This window comes from Streptomyces sp. NBC_00080, from assembly GCF_045041255.1.
Classification (GTDB): Bacteria; Actinomycetota; Actinomycetes; order Streptomycetales; family Streptomycetaceae; genus Streptomyces; species Streptomyces coriariae.
In genome coordinates this window covers 6362932-6383355 of the sequence record NZ_CP108235.1, presented here as the reverse complement: position 1 = coordinate 6383355, position 20424 = coordinate 6362932, and the positions used below count along the sequence as shown (strand labels likewise).

The 20424-nt window shown below is 70.5% G+C and carries 12 protein-coding genes, 3 tRNA genes and 1 pseudogene; 10 read left to right on the top strand and 6 right to left on the bottom strand.

Features of this window, described 5'->3' with window-relative positions; translation table 11 throughout:
- Nucleotides 1-4: 4 nt before the first annotated feature.
- Complete coding sequence (locus tag OHU34_RS28495; RefSeq protein ID WP_327182918.1) at nt 5-1417, bottom strand: hypothetical protein; 1413 nt, start codon at nt 1415-1417, stop codon at nt 5-7.
- A 560-nt stretch (nt 1418-1977) separates the two neighbouring features.
- On the opposite strand from OHU34_RS28495, the gene kdpB reads away from it, so the two are divergent.
- The 6 genes from kdpB (at nt 1978) to OHU34_RS28465 (ending at nt 9805) form a co-directional block, all read left to right on the top strand.
- The gene (gene kdpB / locus OHU34_RS28490; protein WP_327182919.1) at nt 1978-4131 is read left to right on the top strand and encodes a potassium-transporting ATPase subunit KdpB; all 2154 of its coding nucleotides are present in this window, start codon (nt 1978-1980) and stop codon (nt 4129-4131) included.
- Nucleotides 4132-4463: 332 nt separating this feature from the next.
- Nucleotides 4464-5276 carry an SDR family NAD(P)-dependent oxidoreductase gene (locus OHU34_RS28485; protein ID WP_327182920.1) on the top strand — a complete coding sequence of 271 codons (813 nt, stop codon included), beginning with the start codon at nt 4464-4466 and terminating at the stop codon, nt 5274-5276.
- Between the two features lie 238 nt (nt 5277-5514).
- Nucleotides 5515-6291: a GNAT family N-acetyltransferase gene (locus OHU34_RS28480; protein ID WP_327182921.1), complete on the top strand. Its 777-nt coding sequence runs from the start codon at nt 5515-5517 to the stop codon at nt 6289-6291.
- A 399-nt stretch (nt 6292-6690) separates the two neighbouring features.
- Nucleotides 6691-8646, top strand: a complete 1956-nt coding sequence (locus tag OHU34_RS28475) for an APC family permease (RefSeq protein WP_230195804.1) — start codon at nt 6691-6693, stop codon at nt 8644-8646.
- Between the two features lie 100 nt (nt 8647-8746).
- Nucleotides 8747-9265, top strand: a complete 519-nt coding sequence (locus OHU34_RS28470; protein ID WP_142264183.1) for a hypothetical protein — start codon at nt 8747-8749, stop codon at nt 9263-9265.
- A gap of 204 nt (nt 9266-9469) precedes the next feature.
- Nucleotides 9470-9805 (top strand): YnfA family protein, encoded by a 336-nt coding sequence (locus OHU34_RS28465; protein WP_142264184.1) that lies wholly within the window; start codon nt 9470-9472, stop codon nt 9803-9805.
- A 726-nt stretch (nt 9806-10531) separates the two neighbouring features.
- On the opposite strand, the gene OHU34_RS28460 is transcribed toward OHU34_RS28465, so the two are convergent.
- From OHU34_RS28460 to OHU34_RS28450, 3 genes are all read right to left on the bottom strand, one after another.
- A tRNA-Ile gene (locus tag OHU34_RS28460) sits at nt 10532-10605 on the bottom strand.
- Nucleotides 10606-10774: 169 nt separating this feature from the next.
- A tRNA-Asn gene (locus tag OHU34_RS28455) sits at nt 10775-10847 on the bottom strand.
- Between the two features lie 5 nt (nt 10848-10852).
- A tRNA-Asn gene (locus OHU34_RS28450) sits at nt 10853-10925 on the bottom strand.
- A 157-nt stretch (nt 10926-11082) separates the two neighbouring features.
- Here OHU34_RS28450 and OHU34_RS28445 point away from each other — a divergent pair.
- The 4 genes from OHU34_RS28445 to OHU34_RS28430 all read left to right on the top strand — a co-directional run bounded on the left by OHU34_RS28445 (nt 11083) and on the right by OHU34_RS28430 (nt 16898).
- Nucleotides 11083-11388, top strand: a complete 306-nt coding sequence (locus OHU34_RS28445) for a YtxH domain-containing protein (RefSeq protein ID WP_142264185.1) — start codon at nt 11083-11085, stop codon at nt 11386-11388.
- A gap of 168 nt (nt 11389-11556) precedes the next feature.
- Nucleotides 11557-13014, top strand: coding sequence for an FGGY-family carbohydrate kinase (locus tag OHU34_RS28440; RefSeq protein WP_028806369.1), 1458 nt, complete (start codon nt 11557-11559; stop codon nt 13012-13014).
- 222 nt (nt 13015-13236) lie between these two features.
- Nucleotides 13237-14970 (top strand): ABC transporter ATP-binding protein, encoded by a 1734-nt coding sequence (locus tag OHU34_RS28435; protein WP_142264186.1) that lies wholly within the window; start codon nt 13237-13239, stop codon nt 14968-14970.
- Complete coding sequence (locus tag OHU34_RS28430; RefSeq protein WP_142264187.1) at nt 14970-16898, top strand: ABC transporter ATP-binding protein; 1929 nt, start codon at nt 14970-14972, stop codon at nt 16896-16898. The genes OHU34_RS28435 and OHU34_RS28430 overlap by 1 nt, the downstream gene beginning before the upstream one ends.
- A gap of 93 nt (nt 16899-16991) precedes the next feature.
- Here the strand turns inward: OHU34_RS28430 and OHU34_RS28425 are convergent.
- Together OHU34_RS28425 and dnaG are read right to left on the bottom strand one after the other, a co-directional pair.
- A pseudogene (locus OHU34_RS28425) lies at nt 16992-18304 on the bottom strand (RNA polymerase sigma factor).
- 102 nt (nt 18305-18406) lie between these two features.
- Nucleotides 18407-20302 carry a DNA primase gene (dnaG, locus tag OHU34_RS28420; protein ID WP_142264189.1) on the bottom strand — a complete coding sequence of 632 codons (1896 nt, stop codon included), beginning with the start codon at nt 20300-20302 and terminating at the stop codon, nt 18407-18409.
- Between the last annotated feature and the right edge of the window lie 122 nt (nt 20303-20424).

Here is a 20424-nt window from a genome sequence, read left to right as displayed (position 1 = left end):
GGGTTCAGCGGAACTCGGCCAGCCGCGGCCGCAGCCCGACGGCGGTGAGGGCGACCGTCGCGAGGAGGGCCCCGACGATCCACGGGAGCAGACCACCCACGGTGGAGCGTCCGGCGGCGACGGAGTCGGTGAAGTGCCGGCGGTTGATGTCGGTCACCTTGTCCAGCTCGGTCATCCACGCCCCGAAGTGGGCGTTGGACGTGCTCGGCCCCCAGCCCATGCAGAACTCCACGGCCTCGCGCTCCTTACCCGCCGCCAGCAGGGCCCTGATCTTCCGGTCGTCGCGCTGATAGACGGCGTACGCCTCGACCGTCCGCTCGGCGGCTGCCCGCTCCCCGGGAAAGGTGATGTTGTCGAGCTCGCGCCGGAACTCGCCGGTGAAGCGCAGGTCGTCGTGGTCGGACTCGTACGCCTGCCAGGTGACGGCGAGCGCGGAGTCGTACGACGAGAGGGTCGCGCCCTGGATGCCGTACAGCTCCTGGGATTTGGCGAGGAACGTGTCGGCGTACCGGTCGCGGCGCTGGGGGTCGAGGAGGTAGCGGCTCTCGTCGGCGTTGGCGTCGTAGGCGATGGCGCGGGCACGGGAGAGGGCGACGACGGAGTCGAAGGCGTCGCGGCGGGCGCCGCGCAGGTGCTCGGCGGAGGCGGACAGCAGTTGCGTGCCGAGGACGACGGCGAGCAGGGCGAAGGCGGTGGCGGCGAGCAGGGCGGGGTTGAGGATCCGGCGGAAGCGGCGGGCCAGGTACCACTGGAGGACACCGAGCGCGACGAGCAGCAGCACACCGATCGCGACGACTGCCGTGAGCTGGGCGGAGAGCGTGGAACGGGCCTGGGCGTACTGGGCGTTGAACGCCTGGTCGTTGGAGGACACCAACTCCCGTGCGTCCGGTAGAAGTCGGTGCTGAAGCAGGTCCGTGGCCGTGCGGTAGTCGGCCAGTGCGGACGTCTTGCCGCCGGTGCGGCCGTCGTTCTCCAGGGCCCGGCCGATGGCCTCCTGGTACTCGGCGAAGTCGTCGGTGAGGGATTCCACCGTCCGCTCGTCGGCCCTGTCGCCCTGCGCGGCGACGGCGAGGGTGCGCAGGTCGTGGCTGATCTCGCGGCGGGCGTCGCCGTAGAAGCCGACGGCCTTCTCGTACGGGGTCTTCAGCCGCCCCTCACCCGCGTCGCCGTTGGACAGCAGGAGGTTGGCGGCCTGGGCGTCCATGTCGTTGAGGGCGAGGTTGAGGTCGGCGGCGCTGGTGGTGCGGGGTGCGTCGCGTCCCGCGACGGCGCCCCAGGTACCCATGGCCGCGAGCCCCGCCAGCAGGAGCAGCACGGCGAGGGCGGCGGCGAGCAAGACCGTGGCCGCGCGCAGGAAGCGCAGCCGCGCGGGCACGGTGGCCCAGAAGCGGCGGCGCAGAGCGGCCCGCGCGGCCACGGTCCGCCGACGGAAGCGCGGGCCCGGAGCGCCCGGCCGCGACCCCCCTCCGGGCCGCGGACCGGGCCGTTCTCCGGGCGGGGCGACCGGTTCGTGAGGTGCCTGTACGCCGGTCCCGGCCTCCGCCTCAGGACTGCGCATGGGTCTGGCCGTGAGCGCCACGAGCCCTCCAACATCACGTCACGGACGGTCGCCCGTGTCCCCCGTGCCCATCAGTCTGCGACCGGTTTCGGCCACGGAGGCCGCACGTTGATGCGCTCCTGACGCTTTCTCAGGGGACCTTGACGGAAGCTTGACGGCGCTCTCCGGACGGTCGTCAGGGAGGCGCAAATTCCGTGCCGACAGGGGTAGTTCGGGTGTCCGGCCCGGCTAGGTTTCTCCGAGCACGCGACGGCGTCTCGTCGTCCCCGCCACCGCCGGCGTGCGAGCACAGTCCTGCGGTGCCGGGGCCTCCGGCACCGCAGGACCCGGCGGCCACCACACGCTCTGTCAGCCCGACCGGTCGCCGGTGTGCCCCTGCGCGCGTGCGTCCGGTCCTCCACCGAGGCATGAAGGTCCCCATGTTCTCCGCCGCTCCCCAGCAGGCTCCGCCGTCCCGCCCGCAGCGCGCTCCCCGGTCCGGATCGGAAGGAGGAGCGACGCGCCGCGCACCGAGCGGACTGTTCGAACCCGCGCAACTCGTGCAGTCCTTCCCGGAGGCACTGCGCAAACTGCACCCGCGCACACTCGTCAAGAACCCGGTGCTGTTCGTCGTCTCCGTCGGAGCCGTCCTCACCACCCTCTCCTCAGTCCTCCATCCGGCCGTCTTCACCTGGGTCATCAGCGCCTGGCTGTGGCTGACGGTGATCTTCGCGAACCTCGCGGAGGCCGTGGCCGAGGGCCGGGGCAAAGCCCAGGCCGAGTCTCTGCGCAGAGCGCGTACGGACACGGTCGCGCTGCGGCTGCGCCACTGGAGCTACGGCACCGACCTGCGGAGCGCCGAGACCGAGGCCGTCGCCGCCACCGCCCTGAAGCCGCTCGACGTCGTACTCGTCGAGGCGGGCGAGCTGATCCCGGCCGACGGCGACGTCATCGACGGGGTGGCGGCGGTCGACGAGTCGGCGGTCACCGGGGAGTCGGCGCCCGTGATCCGCGAGTCGGGCGGCGACCGCAGCGGCGTGACGGGCGGCACGACGGTCCTGTCCGACCGGATCGTCGTACGGGTCAGCGCCCGCCCCGGGCACTCCTTCCTGGACCGGATGATCGCCCTCGTCGAGGGGGCCGCTCGGCAGAAGACCCCGAACGAGATCGCCCTGAACATCCTGCTGGCCGCGCTCACGATCGTGTTCGTCCTGGTCGTGGTCACCGTCCAGCCCATGGCCGCGTATGCGGACGCCGCCCAGTCCACGACCGTGCTCGTCGCCCTCCTCGTCACCCTCATCCCGACGACGATCGGCGCGCTGCTGTCCGCGATCGGCATCGCCGGCATGGACCGCCTCGTGCAGCGCAACGTGCTGGCGATGTCCGGCCGCGCCGTCGAGGCGGCCGGTGACGTGCACACCCTGCTGCTGGACAAGACCGGAACCATCACCCTCGGCAACCGTGAGGCCGCCGCCTTCGTCCCGCTGCCCGGCGTCGACGAACGGCAGCTCGCCGACGCCGCCCAGCTGTCCTCCCTCGCCGACGAGACACCGGAGGGCCGCTCCGTCGTCGTCCTCGCCAAGCGGCTCCACGGCCTACGGGCGCCCGCCGAGGGCGAGTTGGGGAACGCACGATGGGTGGCGTTCAGCGCACAGACCCGGATGAGCGGCGTCGACCTGCGCTGGGACAACGGAGCCGTGTGCGCCATCCGCAAGGGCGCCGCCCAGCAAGTCGTCGACTGGGTGCAGATGTACGGCGGCCATGTCCCGCCCGAGGCACGGTTGTTCGCGGACTCGGTGGCGGCCTCCGGAGGCACGCCGTTGCTGGTCGCCGTGCATGACTGGCACGGACCGCGAGTGTTGGGCCTGATCCACCTCAAGGACGTCGTCAAGGACGGCATCCGGGAACGTTTCGCCGAGCTGCGCCGCATGGGCATCCGCACCGTCATGATCACGGGCGACAACCCGCTCACCGCCCGAGCCATCGCCGAAGAGGCGGGCGTGGACGACTACCTGGCCGAGGCGACCCCCGAGGACAAACTCGCCCTGATCAGACGTGAGCAGGAGGGCGGCAAGCTGGTCGCGATGACCGGCGACGGCACCAACGACGCACCCGCTCTCGCCCAGGCCGACGTCGGCGTGGCCATGAACACCGGTACATCGGCCGCCAAGGAGGCCGGCAACATGGTCGACCTCGACTCCAACCCGACCAAGCTCATCGAGATCGTCGAGATCGGCAAGCAACTCCTCATCACCCGGGGCGCGTTGACCACGTTCTCCATCACCAACGACGTGGCCAAGTACTTCGCGATCATCCCGGCGATGTTCGCGGGCACGTACCCGGGCCTGGACGCGCTGAACGTGATGAGCCTGCACAGTCCCACCTCCGCCATCACCTCGGCCATCATCTTCAACGCGCTGATCATCGTGGCGCTGATCCCGCTCGCGCTGCGCGGCGTCCGGTACACGCCCTCGTCGGCACACGACCTGCTGCGCCGCAACCTGCTCCGGTACGGCCTGGGCGGGCTGGTGCTCCCCTTCGTCGGCATCAAGCTCATCGACCTGCTGGTCTCCGGGGTGCCCGGCCTTGGTTGACCGCTCGCGCGACTCGACCGTCAAGGGCCCGTATGCGCACGTCAGAGGCGTGTCAGGGAACGGCTGAACGGCTTGCCCGGGGCCTGCTGAACGGCTTCCATGGAACCTGTGAACAGCGTCTGGCTCCTCTTCGACCGGCCGCCGAGTCCCGCTCGGCCGCTCCGTCGTGCGCCGCGCTGTGCGGAAATGCCCGCGTCCGTGTCCCGCTGACGCGTTCCGCATCCCCCGGGGCGCCGTGACTCCCGTCCGGCGCCCCGCCCCCGTCTCCGTACCCGCAGGCCCGCCACCCCTCGCCGGGGTCTCGTTCGCGTGCCCCCAACCCTGGATGGACCATGTCCGACTCTGCCCTTTCGTCCCGTACCGTTCTCGTCACCGGCGCCACTTCCGGAATCGGCCTGGAGACCGCGCGGCAGCTCGCGGAACGCGGCGCCACCGTGCTGCTGCACGGCCGCACCGCCGAGGAGGCCCGCGCCGCCGCCGACCGTCTGGTCGCCACGGCAGCCATCGACGCCTCCCGATTGTGTACGTACGGCGCCGACTTCGCGCGCCTCGACGACGTGGAGACCCTCGCCCGCGAGGTCGTCACCGAGCACCCGCGCCTGCACATGCTCGTCAACAACGCGGGCATCGCCGCCCCCGAGCGTCACACCGTGACGGCCGACGGCAACGAGATCGCCTTCCAGGTCAACTTCCTCGCCCACTACCTCCTCACCTGCCTGCTGGAGCCCGCGCTGACCAGCGACCCGGGCGGCCGGGTGGTCAACGTGTCCTCGGCGCTGCACCGCACGGCGTCCATCCAGTGGTCCGACCCCAACCGCGCCCGCCGCTACTCCAGGCTCGCCGCCTACGCGCAGTCCCAGCTGGCGCTGACCGTGTTCGCGGCCGACCCGCGCGTCAGCGCGGTCTCCGTGCACCCGGGTGTCTGCGACACAGCCCTGCTCCCGCTGTACGCCCACGAGGGCGTCTCGCCCGCCGAGGGCGCCGCGCACGTGGTCCGCTTGTGCGACCCGGCGGTCGAGATCGTCAACGGCGCGTACTACGAGCGCGACGCACGGGCCGAGCCGGCTCCGGCCGCGACCGAGGACCGCACGGTCAAGCGCCTCACCAAGCTGGCGGACCTGCTGGTCGGCCACAACGCTGCCTGAACGCGGCTTCCACTCAACGGAGTTGATGACCATGTCCAAGCGCGCCCGCAAGAAGAGGGCCCGCCGCAAGAAGAAGGCCAACCACGGCGGCAAGGCCGGGCAGGGCTGACCGAGCGCCCCGTCCCTGGCCGCCGACCGCAAGCAGTGAGCACCACACGGCGGGCGAGAGGGAGCGGCACATTGCGCCCCCTCGCCCGCCGTGGCGCCCGTACTCCCGCACTCTGTCCTCGAGGTATCGATGATCGAACTCTCACCACGTCACCTGCCACCGCTCACCCGATGGTTTCCCGCCGGCTCCCCGGGCACGGCCGCCATCGGCGAGCACGTACTGAGCACCGGCATCGGCTGCTGGTGGGCCGACCACGCCGACCAGCCGCGCGCCGTCGCCGTCTCGTGCGCCGGACACGTCGTCCTGCGCGGCACCCCCGAAGCCCTCACGCCCGAAGGGCTCGCGCCCATGGCCGACAGCCTCATCGATGCTCCGGCCCGCTTCCTCCCCGCGCTCGGCGCGGCCTTCGAAAGGCTCACACCAGGGGAGCGCATGATCTGGACGCTCCAGGCCGATCCCCAGCGCGCCACCGTCCCGACGAGCGTGACCGTACGGCGCCTGAGGACCGGGGACACCGATGCCCTGAACGCCCTCGGCCCGGACTCCTCGTGGATCTCGGCCAGCTGGGGCGGGCCCCAGCGCCTCGCCGCCTCGGGGCACGGCTGGGCGGCCGTCGGCAGGAGCGGCCGCGTTCTGGCCGTCGCCTGCACCTACTTCCGCGGCGCCCGCCACGAGGATGTGGCGGTGTACACCGTCCCCGGCCGCAGACGCCACCACCTCGCCCTGGCCTGCGTCGCCTCCCTGTGCGCGGACATCACCGCGCGCGGCCACATCCCCAGCTGGAACTGCTCGCTCCACGACCGCGCAAGCCGCCTTCTGGCCTGGACCGCGGGCTTCCGCCTGGACCGCGAGTACGTCCACTACGCGGTCGGCGGCCCCGTGGCACGTGATCGACTCAGCGCGTAGGTGCCACCCGCGACACGGCGGCGCCTGCGGCACCAGCCCCGACGGCAGCCACACCGACGGATCACCCACGGCATGGCCCGCCCTCGGTCCGGACGCGAGCGCCCTCCAGGTCCGCATCACGTTCGTACGGGGAGCCCGTGGAACGGCGTACGAGATGACGCTGGGTATCCGCGCCTGATCCGCGGCCCGCACGACCCATATGGCCCAGTTCACGCCCCGCAACCGAGACGTCGCCGTCTTGATGTGCCACCAACGCTCACAGCGTCTCTCTTAACGGAAGCTTGACGCCCACGGGCGGTCTCATCCGTGGGCCCGCACGTCACTCTCTGCATACGCTGGTGCCGCCGTCCGCGTGATGGCCGAAGACCACACGCCGATCCGCGCATCAGGAGCACGCCGATGGCCACCACCGAGCACCCTCCGCCCAGCCGTCTGCGCTCCTGGATGCTGGAGGGTCTGTCCGACATGGGCAAGCACGGCGGCCACACGGGACCGCACGCCGAGCCGGAGCCGCCGCACAAGGGCCAGCCCTGGTACCGGGTGATGTGCCTGACCGGCGTCGACTACTTCTCCACCCTCGGTTACCAGCCAGGCATCGCCGCCCTCGCGGCCGGCCTGCTCTCCCCCGTCGCGACGATCGTGCTCGTCATCGTCACCCTGGCCGGCGCTCTGCCGGTCTACCGGCGCGTCGCCGAGGAGAGTCCGCACGGCGAGGGCTCGATCGCGATGCTGGAACGACTGCTGTCCTTCTGGAAGGGCAAGCTGTTCGTCCTGACCCTGCTCGGGTTCGCCGCCACCGACTTCCTGATCACGATCACCCTGTCCGCGGCGGACGCCTCGACCCACCTGGTCGAGAACCCGCACCTGGAAAGCGCCCTGCACGACAAGCAACTGCTGATCACCCTGATCCTGGTCGCCCTGCTCGGTGCGGTGTTCCTCAAAGGCTTCCTGGAGGCGATCGGCGTCGCCGTCGTCCTGGTGGGTGTCTACCTCGCGCTGAACGTCGTGGTCGTCATCGTCGGCCTGTGGCACGTCGCGACCGCAGGCCACGTGATCACCGACTGGTCCAGCGCGCTGACCGCCGAACACGGCAACGTCCTCGCCATGGTCGGCGTGGCACTGCTGGTCTTCCCCAAGCTGGCGCTCGGCCTGTCCGGCTTCGAGACCGGCGTCGCGGTCATGCCGCACGTGAAGGGCGACGACGGCGACACCGAGGAGCACCCCCGGGGCCGTATTCGCGACACCAAGAAACTGCTGACGACCGCTGCTCTGATCATGAGCGTCTTCCTGATCGCCACCAGCTTCATCACCACCCTCCTCATCCCGGAGAAGGAGTTCGAGTCCGGCGGCCAGGCCAACGGGCGCGCCCTCGCGTATCTCGCCCACGAGTACCTGGGCAACGCCTTCGGCACGGTGTACGACGTGTCGACGATCGCCATTCTGTGGTTCGCCGGCGCCTCCGCGATGGCCGGGCTGCTCAACCTGATGCCCCGCTACCTCCCCCGCTACGGCATGGCCCCGCACTGGGCCCGCGCCGTCCGCCCCATGGTGATCGTCTTCACCCTCATCGGCTTCCTGGTCACCTGGATCTTCGACGCCGACGTCGACGCCCAGGGCGGCGCCTACGCCACCGGCGTCCTGGTTCTCATCAGCTCGGCGGCGATCGCGGTGACGATCGCCGCCCACAAGGCCGGCCAGCGCAACTGGACCGTCGCGTTCGGGGTCATTTCGGCGGTCTTCCTCTACACGACGGTCCTGAACGTCATCGAGCGCCCCGACGGTGTGAAGATCGGCGCCTGCTTCATCGCGGGCATCATCCTGGTCTCGCTGCTGTCCCGGCTGGCCCGCGCCTTCGAGCTGCGCGTGACCAGCATGACGCTCGACCCGATGGCGGAACGATTCATCCGCGACATGGCCAGCCGCAAGATACGGTTCATCGCCAACGAGCCGGACCAGCGCGACAAGGCCGAGTACCGAGACAAGATCGAACAGATCCGGCAGGACAACGACATGCCGGAGCGGGAGGACTTCGTCTTCGTCGAGGTGACGGTGACGGACCCCTCCGAGTTCGAGGCGGGCCTGACGGTACGCGGCGAGGTCCTGCACAACCGCTACCGCGTCCTGACCCTGGAGTCCGCCTCCATCCCCAACGCCCTTGCCGCGCTGCTCCTCCACGTCCGCGACGAGACCAATTGCATCCCCCACATCTACTTCGAGTGGACCGAGGGCACCCCCTTCGCCAACTTCCTGCGCTTCTTCCTCTTCGGCCAGGGCGAGGTCGCCCCTGTCACCCGGGAGGTCCTGCGCGAGGCCGAACCGGACCGGGCCCGCCGCCCCCGCGTCCACACCGGCTGAATCGGCACCGCGTCAGAACCCCGTCAGGATTCGCCCGTCGGCGTAAGGACCCCGTCAGCGCCGGCCTCCCCGCCGCGCGCAGCCGCCTAGCGTCGGCGACATGACTCGGACGGACCCGTGGGCCGCGGCCGGCGACCGCCACTGGCGTGGCAGCGCCCGCCTGGCGGCCACCTGCGCACTGGCGTTCTGCGCGCTCTCCCTGCTCGTGGACTGGGACGCTGAGACGCTGACGCTCCCGCGAGCCGTGCTGTGGCTGACCATGTCCGTCATCGTCTTCACTGTCCTGCTCCCACACCGGGTGACCGCGGGGGCCGGCCGGCTGGCGGTACGCACACCCTGGCGCAGACACCTGGTGCATACGGACGCGCTGGTGGCCGTACGGCAGTACAGCGGCGTCTCCTCGCACCTGGTCCTGTGCGACCTCCACGGCGGGCGCCTGGAACTCGACCCCCGCGTCCTTGCCGCGAACCCTCTGATCTGGCACGAGCTCGACACCGGCGTCCGCCGCTCCGTCGAACGCGGCACGCTCCGCCAAGGCGCGGACGTCCTGGCACAGCTCGGCCACCGGATCGACGACGAGACCACGCGAGCGGTCCTGAAAGCGTCCGAGCTTTCCTGACCTGATGGAGATGACACGAACGTCGGTCGGCTGCCCGCCCTCGCTCTTGCCCTGGCCGGCGCGGCAGCTGGGACATGGCGGCTGGGCCGACGCCGGACCTGAGTCGGCTGCTCCTGCTCCCCTCGGCCGCGCGATCCGTGCGAGTACGGCGGCAGAGCTGCACCGGCCTCGGAGGGCGCCGGTGACCTGCGTAAGGTCCCTCCCATGACCGTTGTGCGCTCCGTTGCCCTGTTCGTCGTTGCCGCCTTGTTCGAAATCGGTGGCGCCTGGCTGGTCTGGCAGGGCGTCCGTGAGAACAAAGGCTGGATCTGGGCCGGAGCTGGTGTCATCGCACTCGGCCTGTACGGGTTCGTCGCCACCTTGCAGAACGACGACAACTTCGGCCGCGTACTGGCCGCCTACGGCGGCATTTTCGTAGCCGGCTCCATAGCCTGGGGCATGGTCGCCGACGGCTACCGCCCGGACCGCTACGACATCACCGGCGCCCTCATCTGCCTCACCGGCATGGCCGTCCTCATGTACGCACCCCGCAGCCACTGACCCGCCTGCGCACAAGTGTCGGCGACCCTCCAGCGTGACGGTCAGATCGCGGCCAGCGCGATGGTCAGCATCCTGCTTGTCGCCCAAGCGGTACGCGAACCCGGGCCGGAGCCGGTCGCCGTCTCGGTCTGGTGCCGCAGCGGTTGTTCACTGCCTTCGGAAGGCGGTTGGATCAGGCCGGGTCGGTGTTCACGAGAGCGAGAGGCATCCCGGTCCGGAGCCTGCTCGACGGCGCATCGGGACGGTCGTCGCTCAAGGGGACTGTGGTGGCGCGGTCAACGGGGCCCTGATGAACGCGGTGCGCCGTCCATGGGGCCGTTTCCTCTTCGGGCAGTTTCCCTGGCCCCTGCTTGTGTGCCAGACGCCGGCATCCGCGCCGCCTTCGGTGCCGACCCAGCACTCGACTCTGCACACGGGGACGACAGCCCATGCCACGAAACCGACAAACGGGACAACGAATCGGTCCGGAAACACCCTCGGCCTGACCCTGGTCGCGCCCTCCCGGCCCCTGTACGGCCCCTGGGTCTTGCCATCGGCCCTCGGGACAGTCACCCGGACCGCGAGCGGCAATCTCGATCACCTGCTCCGCCGCAGGTCAGAGGGCTTGAACTCCCCCGAGCACCGCCGGACCCCAAACCCACGAGCAGCGGATCCAGTCCGTTCAGGCGAAGTTGACGCCCCGACACCCAAAAATGAACGTTTCCGCAGGTCAGAGACCTGCACAGGTGGGGCGGGTGGGACTCGAACCCACGGCCGACGGATTATGAGTCCGCTGCTCTAACCGGCTGAGCTACCGCCCCATAGCGGCGTGTCGCGTACATGTGTGCGCGCCGTCTGCCGCAGCATAGCCGCTCATACGATCTCACGCTTCGGCTGGTGGACCTTGCACGACCATGGGGACAGCGCCCCTGGCCTGCACGGTTCCCGCCGACATGAAAAAGGACCCCCACGGGGTCCTCGTTCACGATGCTCCCCCGACTGGACTCGAACCAGTAACCTGCCGGTTAACAGCCGGCTGCTCTGCCAATTGAGCTACAGGGGACCGAGCTCCCCCGACTGGACTCGAACCAGTAACCTGCCGGTTAACAGCCGGCTGCTCTGCCAATTGAGCTACAGGGGAATGCCTCGTTTGCATCGAACGTACCTGCCTGGGTATTCGCCAGGAAGCGCTCGCTCGCTGCGACACATACATTAGCGCAAGCAGGGGGGTGCTCCGCCAATCGGTTCCCCCGGCGCCCATGTCGTGCCAGGGACTACGCAAGGAGAGGATGGCCGTCATGCGCTACAAGCTCACGTTCGTCGTCGGGCTGGCTGCGGGTTACGTACTGGGCACGCGTGCCGGGCGCGAGCGCTACGAGCAGTTGAAGAAGTCCGCGCGGCAGGTCGCCCAGAACCCCGCCGTGCGCAACACCGCGGAGACCGCCGCCCACCAGGGCCGCCAGTACGCGGGCAAGGCGTACCACGCGGTCAGCGACAAGGTCGGCGACCGGATGCCCGAATCGGTGGTGGGCCGGGTGCGGTCCCTGCGCGACCGCAACAGCAACGGCGCGGGTGGGGACGACTGGGGCACCAGCAACACCTAGCGGCTCCTCGATGCGCCGGGAGGGTCGCCCAGGGGCCGCGGGGATGTGACATATACGGCTCCGCCGCGGGGGCTCGACCAGCCACAACGCCCCGCTTCGGGCGGGAGTGGGACACCCCCGCGGTCTCCGCGGCCGCACCCGAGCGGCGCGTGCGGCAGAATTTTCGCCATGGGGATAGTCGCCGGGTTGGACAGTTCACCCGATTTCACTCGTATCGTCGTCTGCGACGCGGACACCGGAGCCGTGCTCCGGCAGGGGTATGCGCCGCATCCGATGGAAGGCGCCGAGAGTGCGGGAGGGCGGCCCTCCGATGTCGATCCGCAGGCCTGGCTGCTGTCCCTGGGCGAGGCCGCGGGCGGTGGGCTGCTCGAGGGGGTGCAGGCCATCGGCGTCTCCTCGCAGCAGAACGCCGTCGTGCCGCTGGACGCGCAGGGCAACACCGTGCGGCCGGCGATGGTCGGCGGGGACAAGCGGGCGCAGGTCGCGGCGGCCGACCTGATCGACGCGGTCGGCGGGCGTGAGGCATGGGCGCAGGCGGTGGGATGCGTCCCGCAGGCCGCCCAGCCGGTGACCAAGCTGCGCTGGCTGGCGAAGAACGAACCGGACGCCGCCGCCCGGACCGCCGTACTGCTCCAGGCCCACGACTGGCTGGTGTGGCAGCTCCTCGGGCGGCCCGTACGCAGGACCACCGATCGCGGCGGGGCCTCCGGGACCGGGTACTGGTCCGCCGCCACCGGCGGTTATCGGCCAGATCTCGTCGAGCTGGCGCTCGGTCACCAAGCCATGCTTCCCGAGGTGATCGGACCGTCCGAAGCGGCCGGCACGACGCCGGAGGGACTGCTGATCTCGGCCGGGACCGGCGAGACCATGGCCGCGGCGCTGGGGCTCGGAATCGGACACGGGGACGCGGTCGTCTCCCTCGGTGCCTCCGGGTCCGTGATGGCCGTGCACCACGAGGCCCTCGTCGACCAGAGCGGGATGATCACCTCGCTCGCGGACGCGACGGGCATGCACCTGCCGGTCGTCACCACCCTGAACGCCGTACGGACCCTGCGCGGGGCCGCCGAGCTGATCGGGGCGGCCGATCTGGAGGCGCTGTCGGACCTGGCGATGAAGTCGACGCCGGGGTCGCACGGGCTGGTCATGCTGCCCTACCTGGAGGGCGAGCGGACGCCGAACCTGCCGCACACGGCCGGGACGCTGGCGGGCCTGCGCCGCGAGTCGATGAAGCCGGAACACTTCGCGCGGGCCGCCTTCGAGGGCATGCTGTGCGGGCTCGCGGACGCGCTCGACGTGCTCCGCGGACGGGGTGTGGAGGTGCGGCGCATCTTCCTGCTCGGGGCGGCGGCCGAACTGCCGGCCGTGCAGGCGGCGGCACCCGCCCTGTTCGGCGCGCAGGTCGTCGTGCCGCAGCCGGCGGACTACGCGGCGATCGGTGCCGCCCGGCAGGCCGCGTGGGCGCTCGGAGCGTCGCAGGGCACCCTCGACCCGCGGACCCCGCCGGCCTGGCAGGGGGCGGCCGCGCAGGTCCTCGACCCGGGCGAGGAGCTGGCCGTCGGGCAGGCGGTGCGGCAGCAGTACGTGTCGGTGCGGGAGCAGACGCATCCGGGAGCGTTCCGCGGATAGGGGCGAGGGCTCCGCGGCCAGAGGCGCACGCGGCGTACAGGGCGCATCGGGTGCGTGGGGTGCGTGAGGCGCATCGGGTGTACAGGTGTGCATCCGGCTCACACAGACGGCCGTAAAAGCACTGCTCTCAGCTTAATCAGTTGAGGTAACGCCGGTGGAGCGTTCAACGATAGGGGCCAGGGGCAACCAATGCCCCTTCCCGCCGACTCCGAGAGACGTAGCGTGCTCATACGACTACTACGGACCTATCTCAGGCCCTACAAGAAACCCATCGCCCTGCTCGTGGGGCTCCAGTTCCTCCAGACCTGCGCCACCCTCTACCTGCCCACACTGAACGCGCACATCATCGACAACGGCGTCGTCGAGGGAGACACCGGATACATCCTGTCCTTCGGCGGCGTGATGATCGCCATCTCGCTGGCGCAGGTCGTGTGCAACATCGGCGCCGTGTACTACGGCGCCAGAACCGCTGCCGCGCTCGGCCGGGACGTGCGGGGGGCCGTCTTCGACCGGGTGCAGTCCTTCTCCGCCCGCGAGGTCGGCCAGTTCGGCGCCCCCTCGCTGATCACCCGGACGACGAACGACGTCCAGCAGATCCAGATGCTGGCCCTGATGACGTTCACGCTGATGGTGTCGGCGCCCATCATGTGCGTGGGCGGGGTGGTGCTGGCGCTCGGCCTGGACGTGCCGCTGTCCGCGGTGCTCGTCGCCGTGGTGCCGGTGCTGGGCATCTGCGTGACGCTGATCGTGCGCCGGCTGCGGCCGCTGTTCCGCTCGATGCAGGTGAAGCTGGACACCGTGAACCGGGTGCTGCGTGAGCAGATCACCGGCAACCGGGTGATCCGCGCCTTCGTCCGGGACGAGTTCGAACAGCAGCGGTTCCGCAAGGCCAACGCCGACCTCACCGACGTCTCGCTGAAGAGCGGCAACCTCCTCGCGCTGATGTTCCCGGTGGTCATGACCACGGTGAACCTGTCGTCGATCGCCGTGGTGTGGTTCGGTGCCCATCGGATCGACAGCGGTGGGATGCAGATCGGCGATCTGACCGCCTTCCTCGCCTACCTCATGCAGATCGTCATGTCCGTGATGATGGCCACCTTCATGTTCATGATGGTGCCGCGCGCGGAGGTGTGCGCCGAGCGCATCCAGGAGGTGCTGGACACCTCGTCGTCCGTGGTGCCGCCGGTGGCTCCCGTCACCGAGCTGCGCCGGCACGGGCACCTGGAGATCCGGGGGGCCGGATTCCGCTACCCCGGCGCCGAGGAGCCCGTCCTGAAGTCCATCGAGCTCGTGGCGCGCCCGGGTGAGACGACGGCCGTGATCGGCTCGACCGGCAGCGGCAAGTCCACGCTGCTCGGGCTGGTGCCCCGGCTGTTCGACGCCACCGAGGGCGAGGTGCTCGTGGACGGCGTGGCCGTCGCCGAGGTCGACCCGGTGCTGCTGGCGAAGACCGTCGGACTCGTACCGCAGAGGCCGTACCTGTTCGCGGGCACGGTGGCGACCAATCTGCGCTACGGCAATCCGGACGCGACGGACGAGGAGCTGTGGCACGCGCTGGAGGTGGCCCAGGCCAAGGGCTTCGTGGAGGGTCTGGAGAACGGGCTCGACTCCCCCATCGCGCAGGGCGGGACGAATGTCTCCGGCGGTCAGCGGCAGCGGCTCGCGATCGCCCGGACCCTCGTGCAGCGGCCGGAGATCTACCTCTTCGACGACTCCTTCTCCGCGCTCGACTACGCCACCGACGCGGCACTGCGGACGGCGCTCGGGCGGGAGACCGCCGAGGCGACCGTGGTGATCGTCGCCCAGCGGGTGGCCACCATCCGCGACGCCGACCGGATCATCGTCCTCGACGAGGGCCTCGTCGTCGGCACGGGTAGCCACCGCGAGCTGATGGCGGCGAACGAGACCTACCGGGAGATCGTGCTCTCCCAGCTCACGGAAGCGGAGGCTGCCTGATGGCCGGGCCCATGGGACGCATGATGGCCGGCACCGGTCCCGACAGCCACTCGCTGGACTTCAAGGTGTCCGGCAGGCGGCTGCTCGCCCAGTTCAAGCCGGAGCGGTTCACCCTCTACGCGATGCTGGCCTGCGTGACGCTGAGCGTCGGACTCAGCGTGGTCGGGCCGAAGATCCTCGGCAAGGCCACCGACCTGGTCTTCGCGGGCATCGTCGGACGGCAGATGCCGGCCGGGGCGAGCAAGGAGCAGGTCCTCGACTCGATGCGGGAACGCGGCGAGGGCAGCGTCGCCGACATGCTCAGGAGTACCGACTTCACCCCCGGCAAGGGCATCGACTTCGGCTCGGTCGGCGAGGTCCTGCTGCTCGCGCTCGGGGTGTTCCTGGTCGCCGGTCTGCTGATGGCGGTGGCGACGCGGCTGGTCAACAGGTCCGTCAACCGCACCATGTTCCGGATGCGCGAGGACGTGCAGACGAAGCTGTCCCGGCTGCCGCTGTCGTACTTCGACAAGCGTCAGCGCGGCGAGGTGCTGTCCCGCGCCACCAACGACATCGACAACATCGGGCAGACGCTGCAGCAGTCGATGGGCCAGCTGATCAACTCGCTGCTGACCGTCATCGGCGTGCTGGCGATGATGTTCTGGGTGTCGTGGATCCTGGCGCTGGTCGCGCTGGTGACCGTGCCACTGTCGTTCGTCGTCGCCACCCGCGTGGGCAAGCGGTCGCAGCCGCACTTCGTGCAGCAGTGGCGCACCACCGGCAAGCTCAACGCCCACATCGAGGAGATGTACACCGGTCACACGCTGGTGAAGGTGTTCGGCCGCCAGGAGGAGTCGGCGCAGCAGTTCGCCGAGCAGAACGACGCGCTGTACGAGGCCGGGTTCAAGGCGCAGTTCAACAGCGGGGTCATGCAGCCGCTGATGATGTTCGTGTCGAACATCAACTACGTGCTGGTCGCGGTGGTCGGCGGGCTGCGCGTCGCGTCGGGTTCCCTGTCCATCGGTGATGTGCAGGCGTTCATCCAGTACTCGCGCCAGTTCTCGATGCCGCTGACGCAGCTCGCGTCGATGGCGAACCTGGTGCAGTCCGGCGTCGCCTCGGCCGAGCGGGTCTTCGAACTCCTGGACGCGGAGGAGCAGGAGGCGGACCCGGTGGCGGCCGAGCGGCCCGCGGAGCTGCGCGGGCGGGTGGCGCTGGAGGGCGTGTCCTTCCGGTACGACCCGGAGAAGCCGCTGATCGAGGACCTGTCGCTGACGGTGGAGCCCGGCCACACGGTCGCCATCGTCGGCCCGACGGGGGCCGGCAAGACGACGCTGGTGAACCTGCTCATGCGGTTCTACGACGTCTCCGGCGGGCGCATCACCCTCGACGGTGTCGACATAGCGAGGATGTCCCGCGACGAACTGCGCGCCGGGATCGGCATGGTGCTCCAGGACACCTGGCTGTTCGGCGGCACCATCGCGGAGAACATCGCGTACGGGGCGTCGGGTGAGGTCACCCGCGGCGAGATCGAGGAGGCGGCGCGGGCCGCGCACGCCGACCGGTTCGTCCGCACCCTTCCGGACGGCTACGACACGGTCATCGACGACGAGGGCAGCGGGGTCTCCGCCGGTGAGAAGCAGCTGATCACCATCGCGCGGGCGTTCCTGTCGGACCCGACGATCCTGGTGCTCGACGAGGCGACCAGCTCCGTCGACACCCGCACCGAGGTGCTGATCCAGAAGGCGATGGCGAAGCTGGCGCACGGGCGTACGTCGTTCGTCATCGCGCACCGGCTGTCGACCATCCGGGACGCCGACACGATCCTGGTGATGGAGAACGGCTCGATCGTCGAGCAGGGTGCGCACACCGACCTGCTGGCGGCGGACGGGGCCTACGCACGGCTGTACAAGGCACAGTTCGCGCAGGCACTGGCCGAGGTCGACTGACGGTCCCGTCCCGGAGGCGTCCCAGGGGCGCCTCCGGGGCGTCTGCGGGACCGGCGGGGGCCGCTCGCACCGGGTGACGGTGAGCGGCCCCGCTCAGTCGAGGTAGCCCCTCAGCTGGTCCGCGAAGGCGTGGTCGCGGAGTTTGTTGAGGGTCTTGGACTCGATCTGCCGGATCCGCTCGCGCGTCACGCCGAAGATGCGGCCGATCTCCTCCAGCGTGCGCGGCCGGCCGTCCGCCAGTCCGTAGCGCAGCTGGACGACCTTCCGCTCGCGTTCGCCGAGGGTGGAGAGCACGGCCTCCAGGTGCTCGCGCAGCAGCAGGAAGGCCGCCGACTCGACGGGGCTGGCCGCGTCGCCGTCCTCGATGAGGTCGCCGAGGGCCACGTCGTCCTCCTCGCCGACCGGGGCGTGCAGCGAGACCGGCTCCTGGGCCAGCCGCAGGACCTCGCCGACGCGTTCCGGCAGGAGGTCGAGCTGGGCGGCGACCTCTTCCGCGGTCGGCTCGTAGCCGCGCTCCTGGAGCATCCGGCGCTGGACGCGGACGACCCGGTTGATGAGCTCGACGACGTGGACCGGGACGCGGATGGTGCGGGCCTGGTCGGCCAGCGCGCGGGACATGGCCTGGCGGATCCACCAGGTGGCGTACGTGGAGAACTTGTAGCCGCGGGCGTAGTCGAACTTCTCGACCGCCCGGATCAGGCCGAGGTTGCCCTCCTGGACGAGGTCGAGCATGGTGAGCCCGCGCCCGACGTACCGCTTGGCGACGGAGACCACGAGCCGCAGGTTGGCCTCGATCAGCCGCCGCTTGGCCATCCGGCCCAGGACGACCAGCCGGTCGAGGTCGAGGGCCAGTTGACTGTCCAGGTCGGTCGCGCCGCTCAGCTTCTCCTCGGCGAACAGGCCGGCCTCCACGCACCGGGCCAGCTCGACCTCCTCGGCCGCGGTGAGCAGCGGGATGCGGCCGATCTCCCGCAGGTACTGCCGGAACAGGTCCGAGGAGGGGCTGCCGCTGTCGGTGGTGCGGGTGCGGGGTGGCGGGACGGGTTCGGGGGCGTCCTCGGGAACGTCCTCCAGAGCCTCGACGGGCGGCTCCGACTCGGTCTCGGACTCGGACTCGGCCTGCGTCCCGGGGTGGGTCTCGGGGTGGTGCGCGGCACGGTTCTGCGGCGGGACGGCGGCCAGGACGTCGGTCTCGGCGTCCGGTTCCGTGCCGTCGGCCGTGCCGGCACCGGTGGTACCGGCCGTACTCTCGGCAGTGCTGACGGTCTGGGTCAGGGTCTGGGTCTGCACGGGGGCGACCTCCAGGATGATCGCTGCTGAGGTGAGCAGCAGCGGTACTTCGGGGGCGGAGTCGGCGGCCACGCCGCGTCCGTCCGGGATCGGCCGCGCTCCGAGGACTCAGGCACCGCCCCCAGTGTGGAGTACGACACACAGCCGCCACGAGGGGCGTGCGACGACTTTTTGAGTCCGGTCCGTGACCGCGTGATTACCGTGCCGCGGTCGGCGGCTCAGAGAGCGGACGGGCCCTCGTGCTGCAACGCCCTGTCGTACCTGGTCAGGATCATCATCTCGTTCTGGACGGCGGCCGACTGGGCCGGGTCCGTGTGGCCGAGACGGGTCAGCGTGCCCTGGAGATCGGTGAGCCTGCGGGTCACGGCCCTGCGGCGGACCGTCACCAGCTGCTCCCCCGCGTAGTTCTCGTCGACCGTGCGGCGCATGATCGCCTCGACCGCGAGCTCCGTCACCATCGCGCGGACCGCGTCGTCGGGCGCGGCCTCCCGGACCCGGACCAGGTACTCCTGCCCGTCCTTGACGCCGAACTCGGCGCCGCCCGCGTCCTGGATCGCCTGGCGTACGGCGGCGTAGGGCGCGGCGGTGAACTCGTCGATCCCGTACGCGTCGAAGGCCGGGGAGACCAGTTCGGGGCGCTGGAGGGCGAGCTTCAGCAGCTCGCGTTCGGTGGCGTAGACGGCGTTGCGGAGATTGAGGGCGGGGCCGCCCGCGGCGGGCCGGGAGGCGGACTCGTACGGCTGGGGGCCACGGGTCGGCGCCGGGCCCTTGCCGCCCCGGTCACGGGCCCAACGGGCCAGCTGGGCAACCCTCTTGACGACGAACTGGGTGTCCAGGATGCCGAGCATGCCGGCCAGCTGGACGGCGACCTCGTGCTGGGCGCCGCTGTTCTTGATGCGGGCGACGATCGGCGCGGCCTCGTCCAGGGCCGCGGCGCGGCCCGCGGGGGTGTCCAGGTCGTAGCGGACGACGATCTGGCGGAGCGCGAACTCGAAGAGCGGCGTGCGTGGTTCGACCAGGTCGGCGACCGCCTCGTCGCCCTTCGCCAGGCGCAGGTCACAGGGGTCCATGTTGTCCGGCGCGATGGCGATGTACGTCTCGGCGGCGAACTTCTGGTCGTCCTCGAAGGCGCGCAGGGCGGCCTTCTGCCCGGCGGCGTCGCCGTCGAAGGTGAAGATGACGCGGGCGCTGCCGTTGTCCATGAGGAGTCGGCGGAGGATCTTGATGTGGTCGCCGCCGAAGGCCGTGCCGCAGGTCGCGATGGCCGTGGTGACACCGGCCAGGTGGCAGGCCATGACGTCGGTGTAGCCCTCGACGACGACCGCGCGGCTGGACTTGGCGATGTCCTTCTTCGCGAGGTCGATGCCGTAGAGGACCTGGGACTTCCTGTAGATCGCCGTGTCGGGCGTGTTGAGGTACTTGGGTCCGTTGTCGGCCTCGTAGAGCTTGCGCGCGCCGAAGCCGACGACCTCTCCGCCGATGTCGCGGATGGGCCACATCAGCCGGCCCCGGAAGCGGTCGATGGGCCCGCGGCGCCCCTCCTGGGAGAGCCCGGAGAGGAGCAGCTCCTTGTCGGTGAAGCCCTTGCCGCGCAGATAGCGGGTGAGGTGGTCCCACCCCTGGGGGCTGTAGCCGACGCCGAAGTGCACTGCCGCGGCCTGGTCGAAGCCACGCTCGGCGAGGAAGATCCGGCCGGTGTCGGCCTCGGATCCGGTGGCGAGCTGTTCCGCGTACCACTCGGCGGCGATCTTGTGCGCCTCGACGAGGCGGATGCGTTCACCGCGCTGGTGGGCGGGGTTGTAGCCGCCCTCCTCGTAGCGCAGGGTGATGCCGGCCTGGGCGGCGAGCCGCTCGACCACCTCGGAGAAGGTGAGGTGGTCGACCTTCATCACGAACGTGATGGTGTCGCCGCCCTCCTGGCAGCCGAAGCAGTGGAACAGTCCCTTGCTCGGGCTGACCTGGAAGGACGGCGACTTCTCGTCGTGGAAGGGGCAGAGGCCCTTGAGGTTGCCGCCGCCCGCGTTGCGCAGCTGGAGGTACTCGGACACCACGGCGTCGATCGGGACCGCGTCCCGTACCGCCTTCACGTCCTCGTCGTTGATCCGTCCTGCCACGAGGTGATTCTACGGGGGCGCGCCGACATCTCCGGCGGGCCGTGGCGCCCTTGGGGTGCGCGGGGCCGTGACATGCGCGGCTCGCCCGCGGGGCGCGAGCGGCCGCACACGCCCCGCGGACG